Genomic DNA, 26,435 nt, shown 5'->3' on the forward strand with positions numbered 1-26,435 from the left:
CGTTTAAAAATAATGAAATTTTGAGAACGATGAAAGGAGCGAAAAGTGCCTTAGCCAATATCGTCCAGGTTATAAGGCGTTTCCTGATAAACGTAATAGTTCAGCCAATTGGTGAACAGCAGGTTTGCTGCCGAGCGCCACTTCATTGATGGTTTTTCCGAGGGATCATCACCTGGGAAATAGTTCTTTGGCACTTCGATCGGTAGATTTTTTTCGAGGTCGCGAAGGTACTCATTGCGCAAGGTGTTTCGCGAATATTCCGAGTGCCCGGTGATGAAAAACTGCCGGCCGTTTTTGGCCATAAGCATGTTGATCCCGGATTCTTCAGAGGAAGAAATAATTTCGAGCTCGGGTACCCGGTCAATATCTTCTTTGCGGATTTCAGTGTGTCGGGAATGGGGTACGTAATACTCATCATCAAAGCCCCTGAAGATGGGCAGTTTGTTATCTGACACCCGATGCTTGAAGACTCCAAACATTTTTTTATCCAGATCGTATTTCGGAATGCCATAAAAATGATAAAGACTGGCTTGTGAGCCCCAGCAAATGAACATGGACGAGGTGACATGATGCACCGACCAATCCATGATTTCCTTTATTTCCTCCCAGTAAGTCACCTCCTCAAAAGGAATTTGTTCAACCGGAGCACCGGTAATGATCATGCCATCGTACTTGTTATTCCTGATCTTATCGAAGGTGGTGTAAAACGTCTTCATGTGCTTGGCCGACGTATTTTTATGCTTGTGTCCCTTGATCTTCAGGAAATCAATTTCAACCTGAAGTGGGGTGTTTGAAAGCAAACGCAGCAAGTCGGTTTCCGTCGAAATTTTTAAGGGCATCAGATTTAAAATGACAATTTTCAACGGACGGATATCCTGATGAGAAGCTCTTGTTTTATCAATCACGAAAATGTTTTCTTCGCGAAGCAGCTCAATAGCGGGCAGTTGATCTGGAATATTTAATGGCATCTTTTCAAGTTATATAACTTCCCGGATGCGCTTGAAGCACCCGGGAAAGTGTTCATTTTATTTCAATTGACTGAAGGCTTGTTCAAAGTCTCCAATAATATCGTCAATGTGTTCAATTCCAACAGAAACACGCAGTTGTGATGGTAAAACGCCTGCTGCCAATTGGGCTTCGGGCGATAGTTGCTGATGCGTGGTTGCCGCTGGCTGGATGATGAGTGTTTTAGTGTCTCCAACATTGGCCAGGTGACTGACTAGTTTCAGGCTGTCAACAACTTTTTTCGCATCTTCCACATCGCCTTTTACTACAAAGGAAAGCATGCTTCCCGGGCCTTTAGGCAAATATTTTTTAGCCAGTTCGTAATCCGGGCTGCTTTTTAAGCCTGGATAGTTTACCGCCTCAACTTTCGGATGTTTTTCCAACCACTCGGCCAGTGCCTGTGCATTGGCTACGTGTCTGTCGAGTCGCAAAGATAAGGTTTCCAATCCTTGCAGCAATAAAAAGGAGTTAAAAGGGCTGATGGCCGGACCAAAATCACGCAAGCCTTCAACCCGTGCTTTTGTAATGAAAGCGATGTTGCCAAAGGGGCCGTTAAAGTTAAAGATGTCCCAGTATTTCAGGCCATGGTAGCCAGGTGAGGGCTCCGTGAATCCGGGGAACTTGCCATTGCCCCAGTTGTAATTTCCACCATCAACAATTACACCGCCAATGCTGGTTCCGTGTCCTCCAATCCATTTGGTGGCCGATTCAACCACAATGTTGGCACCATGCTCGATGGGGCGGAACAAATAACCGGCTCCGGCAAAGGTGTTGTCAACAATGAAAGGGATATCGTATTTTTTAGCCAAAGCAGCCAGCGCATCAAAATCGGGAATAGCAAAAGCCGGGTTTCCGATGGTTTCTACGTAAATGGCTTTGGTTTTTTCATCAATCAGTTTTTCAAACGACTCCGGTTGCAAGTCTTTAGCCAGTCGTGCGTCAATGCCCTGGCGCTTGAAAGATACGGTGAATTGATTGTAAGAACCACCGTAGAGATAGGGGGAGCTCACAAAGTTATCGCCCTGCTCAAGCAAGGTGTTGAAAACCAAAAATTGAGCAGCATGTCCGGAGGCAACAGCCAAGGCCCCAACACCACCTTCGAGTGCCGCCATGCGCTGTTCAAATACATCCGAAGTGGGGTTCATGATGCGGGTGTAGATGTTGCCAAACTCCTTAAGGGCAAAAAGGTTGGCTGCATGGTCAGCATCGTTAAATACGTAGGAAGTGGTTTGGTAAATCGGCACAGCCCTGGACCCGGTGGTTGGATCGGGCTGTTGCCCTGCGTGTTGTTGCAGGGTCTCAAATTTTAAATTTTCGGTAGTCATGTTACTAAACTTTTGAGTTAAATATTAAAAAATATCTTATGAATCTCCTGAATTGCCTTATGCTTGTCTGCATCATCCACAATCAGGTAGCTTACCAGGTCGGAAGCCCCCGAGCCGCTGAGCAAAACGTTGATTGCATGTTTGGCCACGGCTGAAAACAGTTGAGCGGAGATGCCATGGTTTGTTTGCATACCATGTCCAACAATGGCGATAAGGGAGATGTTCGAAACAAATTCAATTTGGTTCACTGAACTCAGGTCGAGCTGCTGACGAATTTTTTCTGCTTTGGCAATATCGTTTCTATTAATAATAATATTGATGCTGGTTTGGGCAGTAATTACTGAACGAATATTGATTTGATGCTGAGCAAAAGCAGTGGTAACAATGGAAAGGATTCCGGGTTTAAAGCCAACTCCCGGGCCATTGAGTTTCAGGATGGCAATGTCGTCACTGTGTGCTACACTTTTAATGTTTTGGCTTCCCTGCTTTTGCGTGGAGTTGATGGTGGTTTTCAGGATCTTTTTGCCTTCGCTCAACTCAAATACCTGAATGGGAATGTGCTGTTCAATCAGCGGTTCTACAATGCGGGGATGAATGGAGGAGTGGTGAAAGTAAGCCAATTCAGAAGCTTCGGCATAGGTCAGGTTTTCAATGTACGCGGAATGAGGGATAATTTCATCATCGGCGGTTTTGAATGATTTACTGATTTCCCAAAGCTCCAGCTGATCAACTTCAAGGATGGAAGCTAACGCCGCTGCTGTATAGTCGGCTGCACGTTCGCCAACCCGTGCAATTTTTCCTTCCGAAGTGCGCCCAAATGAGCCTGGAATTAAAGTTATCCGATCCCAGTTGCGGTTGCGAATGTTCTCAATCGAGGGTGATCGTAGAATGCTGGCATTGCCATATTCTGCACTGACCACCAGCCCGAGATCTTGAGGATACAATAAGCTTGTTTCCTGGTTATGGTGGTTTAAAATATCTTGAAGAAGGGCGGTGGTGATGATTTCAGCGTAGCTTAAAACTTGGTCGCGTAGGGCCAGCGAGTAATCACCGGTGTACTGAATTCCTTGCAGCAAGCGTTCCAGCGGGAGCAAGTTCTGTTCAAAAACCGGAAGGCTTTGAAGTTGGTTACTTTGCGCTACCTTCTGGGCTTCTTCACGCAACTGGTTGAGCAAACCACTGTACGTTTGGGAAGAGGCACATATAAGCTCCAAGCCGGAAACCAGGACTTGCTGGATATCTTCAGAAGCGGAGATAACAAGCAGGTGCTCCTGCTCAATTTCTTTCAAAATGACGAGTAAAGACTGGATAATTTCAGGCTGATTGATATTATTTCCACCAAGCCGAATGACATGCACAGGCATAATTTGAGTGTTAAGTTAAACGAAAAATAAAAGTAAATGAGTTAGAAAAATCGGGGGTCGCCTTCACGCAGTATACATACAATACCAGATGAAGGCTATTGCATACACATAGACATGGATGGCATAGACATGACAGCAGCGCTTAGGAAAAGCGTAGAAGAATTGTGCTGATATGTTACTTGAATGTCCATTTGTTGCCTTTAATGTTGATGCAAACCTAGATATTTTTTCTAAAAAACAAAAGTAGTTTCCGAAAAGTTTAAGTCAGGCAACAATTAATTTTATGCACGAACAGCTACTGAAATGGCCGTGGCTTAGATGTTGTGTTATTGTACTTGCTTGAAAGTCATCTCGATTTGCTGATCATCTACAGGCAAAAGCAACTTGATGAAACTGGCGCTGGGCAAGGCCTTAAAAAATACTTTCCCGTGCATGGAATAATTACTTTCAAGCGTGGTGCGTCGAATGGTGCTTGAGGCCCACTCTTCACGCAGCACATTTAAATTATCGGTTTCAATGGCGTTTTCAACCGCACCGGCTTGAACGGCTCCATACATATCGGTACGTAAATAGTCGTTGTGGGGATTATCATCACTGAGGGTAGCCACCCCGGTAGCAATATCTACCCCGGCTGCCAGAATGCTGATGCCCAGGTGATTTTTGGCGCGGGCCTTGTTGGAAGATAACTCCTGGTCAATGGCTAGCAATTCTTCTTCGGGATCAATGGCTTGCACCGGATTTGGTGTTTTAACGTTTAGTAACGAGTCGTAAGCCATGTAGGCAAAGTTTACCGGATCAATCAGGATTGGCATATTGGATCGATTGGTTATGTGGAAATCGAACCAGTATTGGTCATTAATAGTCCGGTTAAAACCTACTTCGTAGATTATTCCATAAAGCGAATCGACCACAAATGATTGACCAAAAAGCCATTTAACTTCTTCTCGCTCTGGTTGCAGTTTAATGATTGCTTGAGGTGTGGAGCAAGACTGGAAAAAGATAAGCGCGATAAATGCAATAAAGCTAAAGGCCAGTTTTGTTTTCATGACGGATGGTGTTTTTTGTGGCCTTCCTCCAAAACCAATGCCAAACACGTCTATTTTTCCAACAAATCACGAATAACAACGGAAGCGCAAAAACACCCAAACAAAGGGGGCATGTACGATATGGTACCTACCGCAGATTTCTTATTTTGTCCTTCTTCCGCCCGAACACGCTTGGGGTCAACTTCTTCTGGTGAAAAAATGACTTTAATTCCTTTGTGCACCCCCAGTTTGTGAAGACGTTTGCGGATAACCTTAGCCAACTTACAGTTGTAGCTTTTGGAGATATCGCTTTGCTGCACCATGGCCGGATCAAATTTTCCGCCGGCACCCATCGAGCTGACAATCGAATAGCCAGCTTTCACGCTGTGATAAATCAGAAATACCTTAGGTGACAGGGTGTCAATGGCATCTACCACGTAGTCATAGTCTGTTTCGTTCAAAAGCTCAATCATGCGTTCGTCTTTCAGGTATTCATTGACAATACGCAGCTTAATGTCGGGATTGATGTCTCTGAATCGTTCCCCCAGAATTTCTGCTTTGGGTTTTCCTTCATTGCTAATAAGGGCGGGAAGCTGACGGTTTCGGTTGGTTTGTTCTACCACGTCGCCATCAACAATGGTCATTTGCCCGATACCAGCCCGGCAAAGTTGCTCAGCTGCATAAGCACCAACTCCACCAAGTCCTACCACCAACACATGGAAATTTTGCAGTTTCTCCAGGTTTTCATCACCCACCATCAATGCCGTACGTTCTTGCCATTTAGTCATTTCCGAAAATTCTTTGATAATTATTGAATACCAATTCTTGCAGCGCAGTGACTGTCAAACCAAGAATTTGGGCTGCAAAAATATAAATTGTTTCAATTTTTTCGGTGCTGTCGTCGGTTTCAAAGAAAAGTTTTTCCAAGGGGATCTGTCTGAGTGAGTTCTGCAGCTTTTGGGGCTTTCTCAGTAATTGGGTTCCAAATGAAAAGTAAAAATCGTGGGCTAGAAGTTGTTGAGTCGTTTGCTGATTGCCCTGATAAGCATGAAGAATCCATGGAATGGAGCTCTTCCGGCTTTTTTTGATGCGGATAATGTCGGGGTAGGATTTTACTACATGCAGAATTAAAGGTTTTTGATAGCGCTCGGCCAGCTCCACCTGTTGAATGAACAGTTCTTCCTGCAGCTGAAGTGGTGTTTCAATTGTTCGGTCCAAGCCACACTCGCCAATTGCCATGATTTGATTTTGAGCCGCCAGCAACTCGAGCTTTTCAAGCAGGGCATTGCTATCTGTGTCCCGAATATGCCAGGGATGCAAGCCGGATGAATAGCTTGCATCCGAATGCTCCGGAAAAGCATGTTGGAGCAGATGGTTGATCAGCTGGATGCTACCGCCGGGCTGCTGGTGGTGGGTATGTATATTGACCAATGGCATAAGCTAAAGGGTGGCCCATATGCGTGCGAGGGAATAACCCGGCGCATCAATTTTTAGATCCAGAAAATAGCCAAAGGGGGTTTGTGTAGTTTCAAAATCCGCATTCTGTAAGCGTATTTCAGCCTGATCAAAAAGGGCTTTGGTAAAGCCAACACTTGCTTTTGACTCAGAAAGATGTGCAAAGGAATGCAGAATGACCCGTTTGCAATTGTTTTTTCGGGCTGTCCACTTTAGGTGGTTGACCAACTTTTTTTCACGGCTTTTTACATCTTTTTCTTCATCTTCCTGCTCTACCTGCACAAAGGCCAGAATCGCATCAGTTATGGTATCTCCATGGTTGATGGTTTCTGCTTCCTCCAGGTTCTTTTCTGCAGGCTTATAACTGAACTCATGGACATACATCACTAAAACCTTCATTCGAATTTGTTTTTAGAATTAAACATTCGATGGTCAAAATTATCATCTTTCAGGTTAAAACCTTTAAATTAGAACAAGTGTTATTATATTTTCCTAATTTTGACTGAATTTGAACTACATGGCTGGTTATCGACTGATATTTTTTGCACTGCTGATATGGATTGCCAATTCCGCTCAAGGACAACTGTCGGATGGCGGAATGCCTTTGGATGTATCCTTTCCCACTTCACTGAAAAGTAGTTCAGTCGTTGCTTTACCGCCGCAGAACAACAACTTGCTTCTAAAAAACAGCCTGGCCCAGGCTGATTCGAACCAGTTAAAACCTTTTCGTTTTGCCGTGCCACTGCCGGTTTCTTTAAATCCTGAAAACTCGGGGCGTTGGATTGAGATGGAGGACTATCGTATTTGGCAGTTGGTTTTGGTGTCACCGGAGGCCAAGTCGTTAAACCTTTTGTTTGACCGTTATCACCTGCCTGATGGTGCTCGTTTGTTTTTATTTTCGGCCGATCAATCTGATTTACTCGGCGCTTTTACATCAAAAAACAATCAGCCGTATGGCGGTTTTGCCAGCTCGCCGGTACTTGGCGACCGGTTGGTGGTTCAGTATGAAGAACCGGTGAATGCTACTTTTCGAGGAGAATTGTCGATCAGCCAGGTGAATCATGATTTTGTTGGTGTGAAAGCCTTGAAGTATGGGCGGCGTCCGTTGGGACACATGGCCGGATCGTGCAACATTAACGTGAACTGCGATTGGGTAAGTGCTTACCAAGATGAAAAAAATGCCATATGTCGGATTATTGTGAGTGGCATCGATCTTTGTACCGGAGCTTTGGTCAACAATACTCAAAATGACGGAACTCCTTATGTCTATACGGCAGGACATTGCATTTCCACTAACAAAGAAGCCAATGAGTCGGTTTTCCTGTTCAACTACGAATCGCCCTACTGCGGTGAGATCGATGGTGATGCAAGCCACTCGCTCAGTGGGAGTGCTTTGCGGGCTATGTCTGATAGCCTTGACTTTAGTCTGGTTGAATTAGGAACAAAGCCACCAGCCGAGTATCGTCCTTATTATTTAGGGTGGGAGCGAAGCCTGCAAGTGCCAGACTCCAATGCTACGATTCATCATCCTCAGGGCGATGTGAAAAAGATTTCAATTGACCAACATGCTCCGAGCATCAGAACCTACAGTTATGACTACATTAAGGATGCCTTTTTTTACATTGGAAACTGGGAAGAAGGTACTACAGAAGGAGGATCGTCCGGTGCTCCGCTGCTGAATCCGGATAAATTATTGATTGGCTCTCTGACCGGTGGGGCAGCAACCTGTGAACGCCCTTATGGAGACTATTTTGCCCGGCTGGCAATTGCCTGGGATTACTTTCCGTTGGAAAGTAAACAGCTTAAACGGTGGCTGGACCCAACCAATATCAATGTGCCGTCGATTAACGGTTTTACACCTTACGAACACGAATTGCAGTGTGGGGCTTATACCAATTTTCGGGATGATGATTCGCATGCCAAGCTCGAAATTGTAGAGGGAGGCGTTTCAAAAGGTTATTGGAGTGGGAATAATACTTATGGCTATATGGAGTTTGCCGAACGATTTGAAAAAACGGCCAGCTCTGAAATCATTGGCGTATCGATGGGCGTTGGCGAACTGTCTTTGGGACGACTCAATTCTGATGGCATGATTACGGTTAAGGTTTATTCGGGAGAATGGCTGCCGGACACCTTGTTGTACGCGCAGGACTTTAGCCTGCAAAACTTGGATGAAGGGGTAATGAATTATCTTGCCTTTGATCAGAAAGTGAAAACCAAAGGGCCATTTTATATCGCTTACTCGCTGGAGTTGCTTGAAGAGGAGGATGTGTTTTCCGTCTTTTTGGCTGATCGGAAAATGGATCCATTGAATTCCTTTCTAATAAAAGACGGGAGTGAATGGTATACCTATCCGGAAAAAACTGCAAGTAGAGGAGGTTCTGCTTTATTAATGGAAGTGGTTCTTTGCAACATTGATGCTTTACCGTCCGAGGATGACCTGAAAAATACAGAGTTGGATTTCGACGTTTTTCCGAATCCATTTCGTAGCGGACAAGATTTGTTTTTTAAGTTTCAGCAAACCATCGATCCTCACTTGGTTCAGGTGGTGGACCTCATGGGGCGCCAGGTAAGTGTGCCATATCGCAAGCTGGGAGATAATTGGCTTCGTTTTGATTTTGCCGGCTTGGTGCCCGGAAACTACATTATCAATATTCTGGAGGCCGATCCGAAGAGTCGTTACACCAGTAAAGTAATCTACCTGGGCGATTACTAGCTTTCCTTGTTTTTAGCCACTTTTATGTTGTTGCTGCCGGTTCGACGGCTATGGCGTATTCAGCAACTGTTTCAAAATCGTTTTTAAAGTTTCCACTGTTAGCTTTTTGGCGATGATTTTTTTATCCCGATCCACCAGGTAAATCATGGGTGTGGTTCGAATGTTGTAATTAACCTGCATGTTGCTTAACCGGTCCGGATCCCATAAGTTCAGCCAGCCATTAAGTTCATGTTCTGCGATGAAATTTAGCCATTCTTCCTGATTGTCCTGCGTGTAAACAGCCAAAATAGCTAGTTTTGAAGGGTCTGTTTGGAGAAAAACTTCCTCGAACAGTGCCGGGATTTGTTGCTTGCAATGGCCGCACTCGGGTTCCCAGAAAACCACAACCGTATAAGCAGTGCTTTGCTGGAGTAAGCTATGGTATTGGCCTTCTTCGTCGGGCAGAAACAGTTCGGCAGCGGTGCTTCCCACCAGGTTGTTTTTCCGGAAGTACACTTCGCGGCGAATGGTTTCCAGTGTTTTGGTACTGGCCCAGAACGCTTGTCCACTCAAATAGTATCTTTCGGCCAAAGCCACAAACACATTTTCCATTCCCAGGTATTCTGACTGCACGCTGTTATTCAGAAGAAAAGAAACAAGATTTTGAAAGATTTCCGGCTGTGTTTTGCTGGCTTCAATCATCTCAACAGCTACCGGTAACACCGAGTCCGGATGTTGAATCAATACCTTGTTGAAATAGTTTTCCAGTTTGGAATGAATGGTTGGTGTGCGCCACATTCGGGTGTCCAGCCAGTCAAAGTAATCCCAATAGTGGTTTTTATTGAATTGATAAGAGTACACAAACATCAAGCTATCGTTGGCTTGCACTTCTGCGGGAAAATCCGCTTTGTTGAGGACTTTTTGGCGGTTAGCAGCCATAAATTTGCCGTAAAACAAACCGGCTCCTTTTTCGGCTTCGCTTTGCCATTTTTGCTGCATCTCTGCATCCAGTTGGGCCAAGCGCTTTCTGATTGGTTCCTGCAACTCCGTTTGCTCTCCGGATTCGGCTAGCTGCTGGCGCAGGCGTGAAGCTTCCTGCTGCTTTGTCTTCAGAAAAGTAACATAAGCCTGAAACCACTCGCTTTCACTTGCACCTTCGAGTTTGGTGTGCCCATGTTGCTGGCTGATTTGCACGTGTTGATCCTCGCCAAGCAGCAAATCGACTTGTTGTTTCTGCCCCAAAATAAGGGTGTAAATTCCCTGTGGATACGACTTACTCTTCAGCAAGCTGGCCTGCCCGTGTTGATCAAGCATCAGACTGTCGTTGGCATAAATTTTCCCATTGTAATAATGGGCTAAAACAACGGTGTCGTTGGGCTGATCCGGGAAACTGAGCTGAAGGGAGAAGGGCTGGCTGTAGCCAACTGTAGCCAGGCCAAGGAGAACAAATAAACTAAATAAGTGCGTAAATTTTTTGAGCATTCTTTTCATTCGAAAATTGGTTTTCCAGAACTTCTTTGCGTTGGTTAATCTCTTCGGTGGTGATTTCTTCTTCAAACTTTTGTTGAATTAACTGAATCATATCCGCAATATTGTCTGCAAGATAGCAAAGATGACTTAATCCGGTGTTTGAAACCATGGGGGAGTTGGTGATACAGTGTCGCCCAAGAAACAGCGAGGCCAACAATTTCAGTTTTAAGCCTGTTGATTGAAAGGTTGGAATCAGGTTGATTTGGGCATGCTGAATGAGATGATTCATCACTTCCATGTAGGGGTTGCTGATAAGCGTGACGTGTGGAATTTCCGCAGCCTTTTGGATTAACCATTCTGGTGGGTTCTTTCCCGCAATCATCACCGGCAAGGTAATTTCTGTAAAAATCCGGTCGAGCAAATAACGCACAGCCTGTTGGTTTTCATTGACACTCAAATTCCCATGAAAAAGAATGTACTCACCCAGGCCTTTTCGGGTTTCTACCTTGTCGAAAGGGTGAAATGCCGGAATGAAATCGCCCATCTGATAGTGAGTTTTAAAGTAGCGGGTATCATCAGGCGAAATACTCAGAATGGTGGAGGCTCTTTTTAATCGCTTTTCAAAGCAACGTAATTTGAGCGCCTCCTGCTTGTAGTAGTATTTGTGAAACAGATTTTGTTCTGAAAGAGCCAAGTGATGGTAATAATCGTGTTCGACGTTATGGGTGCGCACAATTTTTTTGAACGCGCCCAGCAGTGGATGATTGAGGTAATAACAGGTATGGAGCCCTTCAAACAGAATGGGAACAATTTCTTGCTGTAAATTTTCGAGCAACTGCTTTGATCGCCTTGTATTCACGATGTAGGGAGAGGTGGAAAGCAGGTAGAGAAGTCCTTTCTTACGTGGATAGTAATGCACCTGTTGGCATAGTTTTTCCAGTTCCGAAGAGGTGTCTCTTCCGTACTGAAAGCAATGCAGGATGATGTCGATATTGGCTTGTGCCAGCGATCTGATTTTATAATACACATCAATAATGCCGCCATAATTGGGAGGGTCGGGGACATTAAAACTAACTATGTGCAATTTTTTCGTCATGTGGAGAATAAAAGTAAAAAAAAACCGCAAGTTTTAAACTTACGGTCATTTATTTTGTGCTTCAAAAGGCTTAATAAAGCTTTATTCCTCCGTAGCGGCTTTTAATCTGTACTTTTTTGCTGGTTTGTTCGCCAATGGTGCCTTGCACATAAAAGCTGTGGTTTTTTTCTTCGCGGTTGCCCACAAATTCATCTTCCGGATATTTCACATCACAATAGTCGCAAGACACGTCAATAGCGTAATCCTGGTCGTCAAGGCCAATTTCCAGACCGCCGTAGCTGTTGATAATTTCAATGCTTTCAAAGTCGTCTGAAACTTCATTAATTCGCACAGAGCCATATTGCGTATCCAGTACAACCAGTTGTTTGAGTTCCTCGATATCGTAGTTGGTATATTTGGAGTTGGCCTGAAGACTGCCAAGTTCTTCAACATTGATCCCATCGTATTTTGATTCCAGAACCAGTTGCCCTAATTCTTCGACATTCAAACCCGAATATTTCGAATCAGCACGGATGGACTGAGCCTGCCCAATGAATAATTTGGAATAGCGAAGTTCAGTTTGCAGGTTATTAACCGATTCAATATCGGCTTTACAATAAGCTAGTTCAAGGCTGACCGGACTGTTTTCCGGGGCTTCTAAATAGCCGGCTGTCATATTGCCGTAACTGATGTTGAATACCCCTTTAGCCGATAGGTTGTTAAGAATAAGATTGCCAAATTTATTGGTCACCTCCAGGTCCCGGTCGGCCGGAATATTGATCGTGTAGTCGATGGAGAAATTTCCTTTGGTTTTAAAGTCATCCTTGATAAGGGTTTCCAGGGTTAAAACCTGTCCTACGCGGCGCATGCTAATCTCAATTTGATCGAGCAGGTAGTTTGCTTTTTTCTCATTGGCGTTTTCCACAGTAATCAGCACATCAACCACCACCGAGTCGCCGCCAAAATCGTTGATGGTAATGGAGCCAAACTTGTTGGTCACATCCAGCGCCTGAATTTGTGATCTCAGGTAGGAGGTATGTTCTTGCTTGGTGTAATCTGCTGCCTGAGCAGCCATCATTCCAAATGCCACAAGCAGCATCAGGAGGTTAAATTTGAGTTTCATTATGTGTCAATTTTTGTTGTTTTACTTCTTTTAACTTGTCAATAATCAGGGTAATCACACTGAGTTTTGCCTGGTAGTACTCCAGCATGGCATTAATCACCCGTTCGTCATCAGGATTGGCTTCTAACTCTTTTTGAAGCTGGGCCTGCATCTGGTCAAACTCTTCCATTTCTCGTGTCATCATCCGTTGGTCTGCTTCGCTGATGAACCCGTCTTTGCTGAGTTGCTCCCATTCTTTCAGCCCCTGATTGATGGATGAGGTAAAATAATACTCCACCTCACCATATTCTTCCGACACCGATGCCAGTGTAACAGGTTCTGGCTGATTGCTGGCTAAGTACATGCGTACCTGGTTGCCGAGTAATAAGACAAAAAGCAGGGAGGCTGCCAGTTGCAGGTAGAACTTGCGGTTGAAGCGGCTGCGATGCTTAAACTCTTTGTCCAGTTTCTGTTCAAAACGCTCAAAGTGTCCCTGGGGCGCGTCCTCTTCAAAGGCATCTTTGTTTTCCCGAATTATCTTCTCCAATAAATCATTCATAGCATCCGGTATTAGTTAATTGAAAAAACTTCATCTTTTAATAAATACTCTCTAAGCTTCTTTTTGGCCCTTAGCAGTTGTGACCGCGATGAGGAATTGCTAATGTTTAGTATTTCCGAAATTTCATCATGGTCGTAACCCTCCAGCAAGTAGAGACTAAGTACCACCCGGTAGCCTTCCGGCAGCTTAAAAATGGCTTTTTTAATTTTTTGCACATCCACCCCCTGGGGCTCCATCATTGGCGCTTCCGTTTCGTCAGCCAGGCGTTCATCCAGTTCTTCAAACTGCACTCTGCGCTTTTTTAAGTAATCCAATGAACGGTTCACCACTATTTTTTTGAGCCAGGCTCCAAAACTTACTTGGCCAGCGTAAGTTTCTATTTTCTTGAATGCACTTAAAAAAGCTTCCTGCATCACATCTTCAGCCTCTGTTGAATTGCCAACAATGCGCAAGCTGGTGTTGTACATCGACTGATAATAGATTTTGTACAACTGAAACTGAGCCTCGCGTTCTCCCGCCCGACAGCGGTCAATCACATCTTGATGAATATTTTTATAAAGTGCTTCCAAGAGTGTTGGTGTTTCTGATTGAAAGACGATTGGTGCTTTTAAATTGTTGCATCAGTTGATCCTGTTTCTGATAAAATTTATGATTTGAAGACGGATTTCAATGATAATGATCTGATATCCTTGTTTTTATTACTCTTTTGTGTTGGTTGAAAAAAGGACAAAAATACAGCCTGTATCGCACAAAGACAATGCAGGCTGTACTTTTCAGGCTGTTTTTCCTAAAGCGTGTTCGCATAAGCGATCACTTTTTGAAGGTCATCTTCCCTTTTTACATTCATTTTGTGTTGATCAATATAGGATTCTAAAGCTTCCTTTTGGGATTTCAGGGCCTTCAGCAAATCTTTTTCCTTACTAATTTGGATAAGCTCTCCATTTGAGAGGGAAAGATAATAACTAGCTGGGCGGGCTTTGAAACTAGCCGGTTTTGGATCGCTGAAGGGTTTGGCTGGCTGAGATTCCAGAAGGCTAATGCTTTCTTTTTTGAGCAGGTTCACGGTTCCTTCCTCCAGCAGTTGAAAAAATCCTTGTTCTTCAGACTTGCTTCCCGGAGCTTTCCGATAGATGTAGGTTTTGTCCTGAAGAATAAATTTCTGGTACTGCTCCGGATTGGTCACGTACAGCACCAAGTCTGACTTAGACAAAAACTCCATCCGGTCATCAAAGGCATTGTATCGTAAAGGAACTCCCTCATAGGAAGTGCGGTCTTTTTGTATACTCCCTTTCACAAATTCTTCCGTAAGATAAGGAGAGCCATCAATAGCATCGTAAGTTTGTTCATTATGCTTGGAGGCATCTGGCATGCCAATTTCATTGTAGAAATCAAATAAATCACGGGTGTAAAATTTCTGGCCAAAGGCGAAGTCACATGTTAAGCTTAGGGGGATAAGAAAAAGAAGAATGGCTGATTTTTTCATTTTTTAGTTTTTATTCAGGTGTTACTGTTAATCAAATATAAGAAAATAAACTTTCCTATGAGCGATTTGTTAGGGAGCAATATGGAACATCAACAGGCACATAACCGTTTGGGTATAACCATTGTCCTGAATGTGGTGATTACGCTGGCCCAGGTTGTTGGTGGATTAATTTCCGGTAGTCTGGCTTTAATTTCAGATGCGCTGCATAACCTTAGTGACAGCCTGGCTGTGGTGCTGGCCTACGTGGCCAACCGACTAACCTCTCGTGAAAAAACGGTGAAAAGCACCTTTGGCTTTCAGCGGGCTGAAATTCTTGCCGCTTTTATCAACGCGTTGGTGCTGGTCGGAATCTCCTTTTACCTGATGATTGAAGCGGTTCAGCGCTACTTTAATCCGGCGATTGTCGATTTCCGATGGATGTTGTGGTTGGGCTTGCTGGGCATTGTTGCCAATGGCTTTTCGGTCTTTCTGCTTCACGAACACAAGCATCAGAACCTGAACATAAAAGCTGCCTACTTGCACCTGATGGGCGATGCGCTGACTTCGGTCGCCGTGGTGCTGGGAGCAGTGTGCATCTGGTTGTGGGACTGGTACTGGATTGACCCCACGGTGACCTTGCTGATTAGCATTTACCTGTTGTTTCATACCTATAAACTGTTAAAGGAATCGACAGAAATTTTGATGCAGTTTGCGCCGGATCACCTCTTGCCTGAAGAGATTGCTGCCCGGCTTGCCGAGCTGGAGCAGGTAGAGCGGGCCTACCACATTCATATATGGCGCCTGACTGATAAAACCATTCATTTTGAAGGGCATGTGGTGATTAATCGCGACCTGAAGTTGTCGGAAACCGAATCCATCAATCAGGAGCTTACCCACATTCTGAAAGATGAATTTGGAATTCAGCACATCACCTTGCAGCTTGAATGCAACGGCACCCAACGCCATTCAGGGCCGGTGAGCCATTAGTAGATAACTATGCTATCTATGATTTTCTGTATAAAAAGACCGGCTTTTGACCGGTCTTTTGCGGGTTGATCAAATACTTTCGCTGTTGTCCAGCCTCTGCTGTCCCCATCGCCCGCGAGGTGTTGACCTCAGATTTATCCGAAAGTATTGACTTCAAAATATCCCTGTTGAAAGTCTTACTTGTTTTACATCAAACCACAACTAATAACGCACCGACTGTGATTAATACCTTGTTGAAAGTCTTACTTGTTTTACATCAAACCACAACCCGAAATCGATGCTAAACCACCCGATACCTGTTGAAAGTCTTACTTGTTTTACATCAAACCACAACAGCTATCTGGAGGACTAACCAATGAAACAGTTGAAAGTCTTACTTGTTTTACATCAAACCACAACGAGGACATGCTTTGATTGTCATGAACAAATGTTGAAAGTCTTACTTGTTTTACATCAAACCACAACCTATGGGAACACTTGCCGCCTGCGTTCTTTGTTGAAAGTCTTACTTGTTTTACATCAAACCACAACTAAGGGATAGGTCTACTGTTGAACTGTCTAGTTGAAAGTCTTACTTGTTTTACATCAAACCACAACGCTTCTATATCTCTAAACTCAAATGAGATAGTTGAAAGTCTTACTTGTTTTACATCAAACCACAACCCACCGAGATATGTCCTTAGAGTTAACATTGTTGAAAGTCTTACTTGTTTTACATCAAACCACAACACAATTGAAAAGCTAACACCAATACTATAAGTTGAAAGTCTTACTTGTTTTACATCAAACCACAACGACAGGGAAGTCTTTGAACAGTTGGTCGGAGTTGAAAGTCTTACTTGTTTTACATCAAACCACAACTGCATTCTGTTCTTATCATTACTTAGCTTAGTTGAAAGTCTTACTTGTTTTACATCAAACCACAACTAGGCGGTGGTGTCGCTTGCATCTGCCGGGGTTGAAAGTCTTACTTGTTTTACATCAAACCACAACCAATAGCTGCATCGGTGTGGACATTCACCGGTTGAAAGTCTTACTTGTTTTACATCAAACCACAACTGAAGCTATCAAAGCTTACCGCAACTACGTGTTGAAAGTCTTACTTGTTTTACATCAAACCACAACTGCACTACAATTGAAACAAACCGGCACTACGTTGAAAGTCTTACTTGTTTTACATCAAACCACAACTGATCTGCTGTTAATAAAAAATCAAGGTTAGTTGAAAGTCTTACTTGTTTTACATCAAACCACAACACGAAGCTTTCCAAGGGCTACAGCTGGGTTGTTGAAAGTCTTACTTGTTTTACATCAAACCACAACCTCACTTCTGAATTGAGTAATCTCTATAATGTTGAAAGTCTTACTTGTTTTACATCAAACCACAACATCTTACTAAGTACTTTGAAAAAGAAGAGGGTTGAAAGTCTTACTTGTTTTACATCAAACCACAACAGGGACTGAGGGGTGTTTGATACGCACCCGTTGAAAGTCTTACTTGTTTTACATCAAACCACAACCCTTTAACGTTTAATTCGATTTCGATTATGGTTGAAAGTCTTACTTGTTTTACATCAAACCACAACCTGCCGGCATTCCAGCAGTCAGCGTATAGTGTTGAAAGTCTTACTTGTTTTACATCAAACCACAACTACTATTCATATACCAGTACAGTTGGGTTTGTTGAAAGTCTTACTTGTTTTACATCAAACCACAACACGCCAGCCGAACACACCCACGATGCCAGCGTTGAAAGTCTTACTTGTTTTACATCAAACCACAACCGTTAATCGCTGCTTGTTCGGCGGCACTGGGTTGAAAGTCTTACTTGTTTTACATCAAACCACAACCGAACTTGGAGCTGATCAAGGGACTCTATTGTTGAAAGTCTTACTTGTTTTACATCAAACCACAACATGCCGAAGTTGAGCAGGCAGAATGAATCAGTTGAAAGTCTTACTTGTTTTACATCAAACCACAACTACAACCTACTTCTTAAAGAAATAAACCTGGTTGAAAGTCTTACTTGTTTTACATCAAACCACAACGGTACAGTTTGCTTGCGCTTAACGTTTTTGTTGAAAGTCTTACTTGTTTTACATCAAACCACAACTGGTGATCCTGCCGGGTCAGCGGAGGAGGTGTTGAAAGTCTTACTTGTTTTACATCAAACCACAACGGTTTCGAAGGAAAACAAAACCGGAAAATCGTTGAAAGTCTTACTTGTTTTACATCAAACCACAACGAATATTGCTTGCGTGTGGGTCATAAGTGGGTTGAAAGTCTTACTTGTTTTACATCAAACCACAACCATGGATACTTGGTGGTAAACTAAAAGCTGTTGAAAGTCTTACTTGTTTTACATCAAACCACAACTTTGCAGTTATTTCTTCCACAAGTCTCTGAGTTGAAAGTCTTACTTGTTTTACATCAAACCACAACATTTTACTTTATAGTCTGAATTTAAAGAAGGTTGAAAGTCTTACTTGTTTTACATCAAACCACAACAATTGAAATCTTGTCTTAGCATCTTTTAAAGTTGAAAGTCTTACTTGTTTTACATCAAACCACAACCAGCTATTGAAAGCATTGATACAAAGACTGGTTGAAAGTCTTACTTGTTTTACATCAAACCACAACTATCTTGATAGTTCATCGCTCGCATTCCTTGTTGAAAGTCTTACTTGTTTTACATCAAACCACAACCCGGAGTTGGAACGCTTGACGATACAACTAGTTGAAAGTCTTACTTGTTTTACATCAAACCACAACAATTTCTTTCATTGCACTTACTGCAACTTCGTTGAAAGTCTTACTTGTTTTACATCAAACCACAACATAATGTGATCCTATAAAACAGCCCGCTCCGTTGAAAGTCTTACTTGTTTTACATCAAACCACAACATAACAGAAAGCAATACGATCCTTCCGGTCGTTGAAAGTCTTACTTGTTTTACATCAAACCACAACCTTGGGTTTTTATGCCCTTATTTAATGGGGTTTTGCGGCGATTTTTTAATGAGAAAAACGCCTGGTTTACGCCAAAGAAGTGGTTGGATGCACGGTTTTTTTAATCCTATCGGTACGAAACTAGCAAGAATAAGCCAATATGTCAATGAACGGAGTGGGGAAGTTACGCTCTTTTTTAGCTTTTCCAAAACCTATAGAAAATGGGATTCGAAATTAGAACATTTCCAGTTGTTTGGGGCCTTCGGGCAAAGGATCGTCTTTTTTGCCCCAGTAGTTGCTAATGTTCCCGTATTGCTTGTCGGTAACGGCCAGGATGCTGACCTGCCCTTTTTCTGGCACAAAATCCTTGACGCGCTTGAGGTGTACCTCGGCACTTTCGCGGCTGGCACAATGGCGGATGTAGACCGAGAACTGCATCATCGAAAAGCCGTCTTTCATCAGGTCTTTCCGAAATCGGGTGGCTTGCCGGCGTTCCTTTTTGGAAGTCACGGGCAGGTCGAAAAAGACAAATAACCACATGATATGATAGGCATTTAAACGGGTTTGTTCCATGAGGTCTCTTTAAGATCTTCAAGGTTTTCGAAACCTTGAAGATCTGGCTAGTTAAATTGAGGATAGACAACTTTTCGGTTTTCGCCATTGAAACACCGGCTTAGCGAGGCGGTGGTCTGCGAGAGCGCAACCATCAACGGGCGCCTGGTGCCGTCCAGCCACACATCGCCAGCCATCAGGCTCAGCATCCGGGCTTTCATTTCTTTGTTCAGGAATAATTCATCGGGGTAATCGCCATAAACCGCTAAGGCCAGCTGGTCGACAAAAGGGCGGTAAGGTTCCATGATATCGTCGGCCAGGCAAAAGGCGTTGTACTTGTTGTGGTGATGGATGCCCAGGGTGGGCAAAAGGCCGGAACCCACCAGGGCACGGGCAACAGCCGAGCGCAGTAGGATGTAGCCATAGTTCAGCAGGTGGTTGGGCGGATCGCCGTAGCGGTCGCGGTAAAAGCCCTGCCCAATCAGCCGGCTCCAGTAAATGCGTGCGGCCAGTCCTTCGCGGTTTTCCATATCGCCACTCTTTACGCTTTTGGCATAAGCACGCAGCTCGTGGGCTTTATGGCCTTGCTTTTCGAGGTGAGCGGCCTGGTTGCGTATTTTGGCTTCGATGGTTTGTTTCCACAGGTTCTTTTTCAGCGGTTCCGAAGCGCTGATTTGTGCCCGAAACAATTCGCTTTGTAAACTATGGCTTTCAAGGTTGAGCAACATGGAGGAGGGCATGTGCTTGCTATCGCAAAACACCAGGGCCACATTATTGGCATTCAGCTGTTCCACCAGTTTCATACTAAAACTGATTTGTGGATGGTCGAGCACGATAAAGCCAATATCTTCAACCGGAATGGTTTTGTTGGTCAACTGGTCTTTCGACTGCGCCACCAACTGGCAGTCCTTCAAACTTAAATAATAGGGACTGGAAAAGAATAAGGTTCGTTTGAGCATGGTTTTTTGGTTTTTTGTTTTGGGATGACCTTTTCCAAAGTTTCGAACTTTGGAAAAGATTGCTATAACTCACCGATCATTACTTCGTTCAATTTTAAGGTCGTTATACTTTTCAAGCTGCTCTTTCGTATGGTGTTGAACCAGGTTTTTCTTGTTACGATACCATTCCAGCACTTCTGCGCGCTTGAGGTTTGTTGTTTTTGGCGAAAGCATGCTTAGGTAAGAACTCCATGGATATTCGAGGAAGTGTTCGCAAAAACCATGGTGAATGGGGTTGTGATGAATGTAATAGACCAGGTACTTCAGATGGGCATTCGATTCGATTTTTATTCTTCGGAAAGGATGTTCGAATAAGCTTCCGGTACGCGAATAACGCTTGTTGTAAGCCTTGGTATAGGCATTGAACAGGTTTGAAAACTGTTGATTTACCCGGGTTCGGTTGGTTCCTTTCAAACCTTCAAGGTCTTTGACACCTTGAAGGTTCTGAAAAAATGACTGAATTTCGTCCTCTCCTTTGATTTTTACCAGCAGATGAAAATGATTCCTCATTAACACCCACGCATAGGTATTGGCTACCGGTGAAATGTATTTCGCATAAAGTGAAAGAAAATACTCGTAGTTGGTGTTTTCCTGAAACAGGTTACAGCTGTTTATTCCGCGGTTGTAGATGTGGTAAAAGTGATTGTGTTCGAGAGGAGGTATGCTCATCGTTTTTTCTTTTTTCGATCTGTTTTAATCCTTCAAGGTTTTTGGAAACCTTGAAGGGTTAAATAGGGACTTAGCTTTTCACCACAATGCCGAGCTTTTCGAGTAGCTGGGGGTTATCGGCCAGGGCTATGCGGGCAATCACCTCGTAATCGTTTACCCAGTCAACCAGTTCTTCCACTTTTTGGTCGCGTTCCTGGGTGGCATTTTGGGCATCGCCCATTTCTTTTCGAACGTTTTCCGAGGCCGCAGCCACGCTTTCAATGGCAGCAACCTCAGCTGTTAGTTTCTCTTCAGTTTGTCCGTAGGTAGCCAGGGCAGTCTTCCACCCGTCGTTAGCCAGTATGGCGCGGTAAAAGCCCAGCGTTTGTTTCAACCAGCCACTGTGCGTGGAAGCCCGGCGCCCATTAAGCTCGAGCGTGGTTTGTGCCTGAACATCAGTCTTAAAAGCAATACGGCCAATAGCCAGTATGTTTTTGTAGGTTTCGTCGGCGTTCTGCTTTTCTACTTTAAAGGTTTCCTGCGCGGCATCCAGCTCGCCGTACTCCCTTTTCTGCGTTTGTACCAAGGTGCTTGCTTCGGTCAGCAACGCTTTTCCTTCGTTGAGTTTGGCCTCAGAATAGCCCAAGGGCGTAACAGCATTCAGAATTATTGGGTCTCCAAGGCTGTTGTTGATTCGGATACCGGACTGAAATAAAATCTCTTCGATAGATAATTTTGAAGAATTCATAAGAATAATTTGAAAATGATAAGAATGTGTAGGGTAGTCTGCCGGTACAGCAGTTTTGAGGGGGAACATTCCGGGAAAACAGAACTAATCGCAATTAACTGCCCGATATTCCGTTGTATCCCAGGGTTCAGGGGCTTATTGGAATGGGTTATGGCTAAACCCGAGCGGAGACGGTTTATTCGGGCGCGGAATGCTTCCTACCGCAGCGGAATGGCATTTAACCGGGTTAAGAGGCTTTCCGCGTTGGTTTTTTGCTCTCCGCTGCCGGAAATTGCTTTCCGCCCTGGTAAATAGCTCATCCGCCGTGGTTTGTACCACTTCCGCCGCCGATTTTGGCGTTTCGCGCCGGGAAATGGCACTTCGCTCTGGTTTTTGGTATTCCGCTCTGGTTTTTAGCATGCTGTCACGTTTTTAGTGGTTTAGCTTTTCCAAAGTAGTAAACTTTGGAAAAGCTTGGTTTGTATGTTTCGGTTGAATCCTTCAAGGTCTTTAATGGCCTTGAAGGACTGGTTGTTTTATTCGTTTGATGTGACCAAGTGGGTCGATGGTTACTTTAACCATTCTAGTTTTCCGGTTGTACTAATTTTAAACTCGTAGCCTTCGACCAAAAAATTGAATTTTGAAGGACTTAATAATAATTTAGGTGCGGGAAAATCAAAATTAACCGTTGAAACTCCATTAGTTAACGATTTAGGCGCTTTATCGCCATTTTTACTTTCATAATCAGCTTTTAGGTTTTCATCATTTCTGGCTTCCTGGTGAAACTTAAATGTAATTCTTCCATCTTTATTCATTTTGGCAACTTTATACAATAGCAATACGCTTTCTTTGGACTTCTTCTTTAACTCAGCAGGAGAGTCTTTCCAGAATAAAACCACAGAACCTGTTTTTAGAATGTATTTTAAATAGTTTTTTGATTTGGGATGTTGGTCGGGAAATGGATTATCTGATCCTTTTTCATTAAAATATTTACCTGCCTCAAGGTTGTTGACGATTGAAAAATCCCGTTTAATTTCTCCTTTTTCATTTAAGCCCTCATACACAACCATCGCATAGTTACCATCATTTACAAAATAGCTGTATTGTTTGTGTTCCTTTTTTGATTGATCTCGGTGTGCTTTTATTTTTAAAGGATTAGTAACTGTTGTTGCTTTGCATCTTACTTTCTTAATTGGAGTATAGCTGCCGTCTTTGTTGGGGATGGCATAGATCTTTGATAGCTGATCCAAGAGTTGGTCAACTGTTTGCTGGCAGTTTGCTAGTTGTTCCTGTTTTTCAGCATCCCGAAGTTGTTTCTGTGCTTTCTCGAGGTCTTTACGCAGCTTACTTTCTTCTTTTTTGCCTTTTTCGACAATCGAACGGATATTGTCGTCAACAATATTTTGAACATCACCTGCTGTTAAGGCGTCGATGGACTTGCGGACTACGTAAACAATTTTTTCAGTTAGCTCTCCTTTTTTATTGATCTCTTCTTGTTTTATGGCTCCGTAATTTGTGTCTTTATGCAAAGCTCCGCGTACCGAATCCCCTTTCACAATGATAGAGTTCCCTTTTTTGTCCCGGACGACTTGTCCTCTTTTCTTTAATATTTTTCGAGTTTTTTTAGGGAGTACATCAGGGGTGTAATGAGAAATAAATACTTCGTGTTCAATCGATTTTAAATCAGATGCAAAGTTTGGCCATGGAGGACTTATCGGGGGCATATCTGTTGCTTGCATTTGTTCCAATTCTTCCCACTCGTGATAAGCATTTGCCAATTGCTCGTACGCTTCTTTGCTCATACAGGCAATGGTAATGGCATCAATGCAATGGTGAATGTGGTTTATTCGTTCTTTTTTGACAAACTCATCTTGTATTCCCCATAGTTTCCGATAGTCCGCAACTGTTTTTCCTTTTACGGTATAAACGTGGTTGAATACGGTTTTCAAATACAGTCTTGCATATTTTGTAATGATCCCGATATCAACTAGCTGACTGTTCTTAAATCCTTCGGGAACCTCTTTCATCTCAAAACGATGGTATTTACTTTTCCAATAGTCAAGATTTAGTTGATGCAGATGTCGGCGTTGGATTGCTGCGTCTTTTACTTCCTTGTTGTCGGCATTTGCCCTACTTTGGCGAACGGCTTTTTCAACTCCTTCTTTCGCCTCTTCAATGTATTTTTTCCAGTGCTCAATTCGCTGGAGGATGGTCTCATGGTCGGGTAACTCAGAGGGGATACGGTTGCGCTTTATTTTTTGGTTATAATGACTGTTGCAGAGGCTTAGGTTTTCCTGAGAGTTATCGAATGACAAACTGCGAGGAATGGTATGTTCAAGGTCGTATTTGGGATGGTCGCCAATAAACTCGGTTAAGCCAATATTCTCTCCCGTGTACAAGCAAATGTGTTTTTGCTCTTCCCAAAGTTGGTATTTAAGGATGTCGTTTTCTGATGGTTCCATCTCTTTTCCTGTTGCAGCCAGGTAATCTCGGCGTAGCTCTTCTTGGTATTCTTTACGCTTGTCACGTCTCTTATTTTGCCAGCGCTGTAGTGCTTTCCGTTCATTGGCATTTTTAAGGTCGCGTGCCATTTCTATATTTATTTTGGTATCAGAGTCAATCACTCCATTTTTAATCAACTCATTAACTACTTTTCTAAGTTGATGCAAAGCACGCATGGCCATCGGATTTTTAATAGCCGAAATAAGGGGGCTTCCTAAATAGTAGTTTCCATCAGTTGCCCTTGAAGCCTTTCTATAGACTTCAACTGCTGAAGGATGATACATTTGCTCCAATTGTTTGGCATCAACATCAAATTGGTCGGTGATGAAATTACGAATACGCTCATCCGTCCTTTTCGATTTCAGATATTCACCGCGGCCAAGATTATTGCTCATTTGTTGCTTCACGAGCTCATAAACTTTTTGTTGATAGGCTTCTTTTTCGGTTTCTGGATATTCTTCCCAAGTTTTATTGCCAATAACAGCTTTTAATTTTTTGAGTATGTCTTTTTGAAGGTTCGCCTGCCAGAATTCATTGTCGCCCCAGCTTATGTCTTTCCTCCGGTTCATTGTTATTATTCCATTGACTATGTCCGCCAGCTGTTTTTCCCGACTCTGGGATTGAATGATGTGAAGAATTTCATCTTGAATTAGCTTACGATTCTCTTCTTGATTCCAAATGTCTTTAGGAACCAAATCTTCTAACTTAGCCATAAATACAGCGTGAGAATAAATCAAGCCTTGTCTCAAATAAGGTAGAATTTTACGGATGGCTTTTAAGCTTAAAGCACCATAGTCGTGTTTCAACTTGATTTTTGAGAACTCTCGTATTTCTTGCTCATCCAGCCTTAATCGGTTTTGAGCAAACTCAACCAATTTCTCCGCCTTATCGAATGAAAAAAGGACATGCCAAATATCGGTTACGATTTCTTCTGTTGACTTGAGTCCCGTTTTCTGTTCTTTCAATGTATAAGAATTGACAAGCTCTTGTTCCCAGTTAGCGCCAAATATGGCAATTAATTGAGCTGTGGTATGGCATCCGCTAACTGAAGTGCGTATGTCATGGTTGAATAAGTAACCTGCCTCAGAACGTTCTTTCCTTTTTATATAAGAGTATTTTGCTCCCTTTGGAGTGAGCCGCTTGGCGATATCTTCAAATTTGAAATGCTCCTTGCTTTTGCGCATAAAGAGCGGGATAATTGTTTCTTTTTCATCGATATTCAAATATCGAAGTCGGTCATCATCGGGTGTTTTTAGCTTGATATTATTGATAAAGGCATGCATTCGGTATTCTTCAAATCGAGGATGCGATACCGGGCAACGGGGTTTATTTTTTTCGAACGGGCAATTTCCAACTAATCCTTTTTGAGATTTTAACGGACGTTGGTAGAAAATAGCTTTGTGGAGCTTATCGACAAATTCGGATGGCAATTGCTGAAAATCAATAATGCGGTTGAATTCTTCTAAATAACTGATTCTAGATGAATTTACTGATTCATCGCTAGCATCTTTGGTGAGCCTGATTTTCTTTCCATTGAGATAATTTTGATAAAGACTTTGTCCAAGTGTAGTCTCACCTCGTTGTTTTTTCTCTTTTTCGAAAATTTCTAAGTCTTTAGGTTTTTGATCAGGATCTGTTATGTCTTTTCGGTTACTTAAAAAGCCTCTGCGTTGGGCTAAATGATAAAAAGCCCTTCCTAAGCGAAATCGATCAACTTCGTTGTTTAAGTCGAATTTTGATTCTACAGCTAGGGCTCTGTACAGATACGGGGTTTTACTTGCAACTTCATCGGTTTTTTGCCAGTTTCGGAAAGCTTGATTGGCTGGATAGATTCCCTTGTAGCGCCAGTTTCGAAGCTCTTGATTTGTTAATGGAGGACAGTAGCCAAATTCAGAAAGGACTTTCAGAACCTCAATTTTTCGTAATTTTCGGCGGTATTTTAATCGTCTGGATCCTCTATGTTTTGTTCTTTTCTCGGCTTTTGAGATTTCTTTGCCTTTTGAATCTTTCCCAACACCTTCCTGAAAAATGCGAACGCCTTTATCGATAAGCTTGAAATCTTCATTTTTTTCTTTTTCAACCACTGCCCAACCAATGCTGTTGGTTCCGAGGTCCAGTCCGAGTATTTTAGCCATAGGTTTAAATTTTTTTAGTTTCGGTTTGTTTTTTATGTCTTTTATTGCTTATCTTCGTTAGCATCAAAAACGAATTTTGTTTTACATCTTATCACAATAAGGCTATATGCCGAAGGAAAACATTCCTATACTCCCGCTTCGGTGGGAGTTTTTATTTACAGCCCCTTTAAAATTCCGGTAAACTTTTGTGCGCAAAGCAATTCCTGACAATTGTTTGAATTGCCCTGATACCTGTTGTTGACCATACAAATGCAGAGGGAATGGATAAGAAGTCGCACGCTTCGTTTTCATTTAGGTAAAATGTTAAGTCATTGGCTTGATGAATTTAGCATATCGCATTTGAATTTCCCAGTAAACCTATGTTTATTTCATGAACGAAGCATTTTAAGCCCTAAACAGC

The 26,435-nt window shown here is 43.0% G+C and carries 20 protein-coding genes and 1 CRISPR repeat array; of the genes, 2 read left to right on the plus strand and 18 right to left on the minus strand.

Going from position 1 to position 26,435, the window contains the following annotated elements; genetic code table 11:
• Positions 1 to 50 precede the first annotated feature (50 nt).
• From metA to ACRD6K_RS02075, 7 genes are all read right to left on the minus strand, one after another.
• The gene (metA, locus tag ACRD6K_RS02045) at positions 51 to 968 is read right to left on the minus strand and encodes a homoserine O-acetyltransferase MetA (protein WP_430971871.1); all 918 of its coding nucleotides are present in this window, start codon (positions 966 to 968) and stop codon (positions 51 to 53) included.
• 57 nt (positions 969 to 1,025) lie between these two features.
• Positions 1,026 to 2,330, minus strand: coding sequence for an O-acetylhomoserine aminocarboxypropyltransferase/cysteine synthase family protein (locus ACRD6K_RS02050; RefSeq protein WP_430971872.1), 1,305 nt, complete (start codon positions 2,328 to 2,330; stop codon positions 1,026 to 1,028).
• A gap of 17 nt (positions 2,331 to 2,347) precedes the next feature.
• On the minus strand, positions 2,348 to 3,694 hold the full coding sequence (locus tag ACRD6K_RS02055) for an ACT domain-containing protein (RefSeq protein WP_430971873.1): 1,347 nt from the start codon (positions 3,692 to 3,694) through the stop codon (positions 2,348 to 2,350).
• Between the two features lie 326 nt (positions 3,695 to 4,020).
• Positions 4,021 to 4,740, minus strand: coding sequence for a hypothetical protein (locus ACRD6K_RS02060; RefSeq protein WP_430971874.1), 720 nt, complete (start codon positions 4,738 to 4,740; stop codon positions 4,021 to 4,023).
• Between the two features lie 50 nt (positions 4,741 to 4,790).
• Positions 4,791 to 5,507 (minus strand): tRNA threonylcarbamoyladenosine dehydratase, encoded by a 717-nt coding sequence (locus ACRD6K_RS02065; protein ID WP_430971875.1) that lies wholly within the window; start codon positions 5,505 to 5,507, stop codon positions 4,791 to 4,793.
• Positions 5,500 to 6,156, minus strand: coding sequence for a TatD family hydrolase (locus tag ACRD6K_RS02070; RefSeq protein WP_430971876.1), 657 nt, complete (start codon positions 6,154 to 6,156; stop codon positions 5,500 to 5,502). The genes ACRD6K_RS02065 and ACRD6K_RS02070 overlap by 8 nt, the downstream gene beginning before the upstream one ends.
• A 3-nt stretch (positions 6,157 to 6,159) precedes the next feature.
• Complete coding sequence (locus ACRD6K_RS02075; protein WP_299577544.1) at positions 6,160 to 6,573, minus strand: threonyl-tRNA synthetase editing domain-containing protein; 414 nt, start codon at positions 6,571 to 6,573, stop codon at positions 6,160 to 6,162.
• A 118-nt stretch (positions 6,574 to 6,691) separates the two neighbouring features.
• Here ACRD6K_RS02075 and ACRD6K_RS02080 point away from each other — a divergent pair, with 118 nt between their 5' ends.
• Positions 6,692 to 8,890 carry a trypsin-like peptidase domain-containing protein gene (locus ACRD6K_RS02080; protein WP_430971877.1) on the plus strand — a complete coding sequence of 733 codons (2,199 nt, stop codon included), beginning with the start codon at positions 6,692 to 6,694 and terminating at the stop codon, positions 8,888 to 8,890.
• Between the two features lie 48 nt (positions 8,891 to 8,938).
• Here the strand turns inward: ACRD6K_RS02080 and ACRD6K_RS02085 are convergent, their stop codons facing one another.
• From ACRD6K_RS02085 to ACRD6K_RS02110, 6 genes are all read right to left on the minus strand, one after another.
• Positions 8,939 to 10,360, minus strand: a complete 1,422-nt coding sequence (locus ACRD6K_RS02085) for a TlpA family protein disulfide reductase (RefSeq protein ID WP_430971878.1) — start codon at positions 10,358 to 10,360, stop codon at positions 8,939 to 8,941.
• Positions 10,323 to 11,435, minus strand: a complete 1,113-nt coding sequence (locus tag ACRD6K_RS02090; RefSeq protein ID WP_430971879.1) for a glycosyltransferase — start codon at positions 11,433 to 11,435, stop codon at positions 10,323 to 10,325. The genes ACRD6K_RS02085 and ACRD6K_RS02090 overlap by 38 nt, the downstream gene beginning before the upstream one ends.
• A gap of 70 nt (positions 11,436 to 11,505) precedes the next feature.
• Positions 11,506 to 12,537 carry a hypothetical protein gene (locus ACRD6K_RS02095; RefSeq protein ID WP_430971880.1) on the minus strand — a complete coding sequence of 344 codons (1,032 nt, stop codon included), beginning with the start codon at positions 12,535 to 12,537 and terminating at the stop codon, positions 11,506 to 11,508.
• On the minus strand, positions 12,521 to 13,075 hold the full coding sequence (locus tag ACRD6K_RS02100; protein ID WP_430971881.1) for a hypothetical protein: 555 nt from the start codon (positions 13,073 to 13,075) through the stop codon (positions 12,521 to 12,523). The genes ACRD6K_RS02095 and ACRD6K_RS02100 overlap by 17 nt, the downstream gene beginning before the upstream one ends.
• A gap of 11 nt (positions 13,076 to 13,086) precedes the next feature.
• Positions 13,087 to 13,644, minus strand: coding sequence for an RNA polymerase sigma factor (locus ACRD6K_RS02105; RefSeq protein ID WP_299577556.1), 558 nt, complete (start codon positions 13,642 to 13,644; stop codon positions 13,087 to 13,089).
• A 218-nt stretch (positions 13,645 to 13,862) separates the two neighbouring features.
• A complete protein-coding gene (locus ACRD6K_RS02110; RefSeq protein WP_430971882.1) occupies positions 13,863 to 14,558 on the minus strand; it encodes a hypothetical protein in 696 nt (231 codons plus the stop codon).
• A gap of 57 nt (positions 14,559 to 14,615) precedes the next feature.
• On the opposite strand from ACRD6K_RS02110, the gene ACRD6K_RS02115 reads away from it, so the two are divergent.
• The gene (locus ACRD6K_RS02115; protein ID WP_430971883.1) at positions 14,616 to 15,524 is read left to right on the plus strand and encodes a cation diffusion facilitator family transporter; all 909 of its coding nucleotides are present in this window, start codon (positions 14,616 to 14,618) and stop codon (positions 15,522 to 15,524) included.
• Positions 15,525 to 15,690: 166 nt separating this feature from the next.
• A CRISPR array of direct repeats spans positions 15,691 to 18,494; the repeat unit is 36 nt; unit sequence GTTGAAAGTCTTACTTGTTTTACATCAAACCACAAC.
• 213 nt (positions 18,495 to 18,707) lie between these two features.
• Here ACRD6K_RS02115 and cas2 read toward each other — a convergent pair.
• The 5 genes from cas2 to cas9 form a co-directional block, all read right to left on the minus strand.
• Entirely contained in the window at positions 18,708 to 19,046 is a 339-nt protein-coding gene (gene cas2, locus ACRD6K_RS02120; RefSeq protein ID WP_430971884.1) for a CRISPR-associated endonuclease Cas2, read from the minus strand.
• 47 nt (positions 19,047 to 19,093) lie between these two features.
• Positions 19,094 to 19,984 (minus strand): type II CRISPR-associated endonuclease Cas1, encoded by an 891-nt coding sequence (cas1, locus tag ACRD6K_RS02125; RefSeq protein WP_430971885.1) that lies wholly within the window; start codon positions 19,982 to 19,984, stop codon positions 19,094 to 19,096.
• Positions 19,985 to 20,053: 69 nt separating this feature from the next.
• Positions 20,054 to 20,692 carry a transposase gene (locus ACRD6K_RS02130; RefSeq protein ID WP_430971886.1) on the minus strand — a complete coding sequence of 213 codons (639 nt, stop codon included), beginning with the start codon at positions 20,690 to 20,692 and terminating at the stop codon, positions 20,054 to 20,056.
• 70 nt (positions 20,693 to 20,762) lie between these two features.
• Positions 20,763 to 21,419, minus strand: a complete 657-nt coding sequence (locus ACRD6K_RS02135; protein ID WP_430971887.1) for a PQLLE family protein — start codon at positions 21,417 to 21,419, stop codon at positions 20,763 to 20,765.
• Between the two features lie 548 nt (positions 21,420 to 21,967).
• Positions 21,968 to 26,035 (minus strand): type II CRISPR RNA-guided endonuclease Cas9, encoded by a 4,068-nt coding sequence (gene cas9, locus ACRD6K_RS02140; protein ID WP_430971888.1) that lies wholly within the window; start codon positions 26,033 to 26,035, stop codon positions 21,968 to 21,970.
• Positions 26,036 to 26,435: the final 400 nt, after the last annotated feature.

It is taken from the genome of Sunxiuqinia rutila (genome assembly GCF_050589705.1).
Classification (GTDB): domain Bacteria; phylum Bacteroidota; class Bacteroidia; order Bacteroidales; family Prolixibacteraceae; genus Sunxiuqinia; species Sunxiuqinia rutila.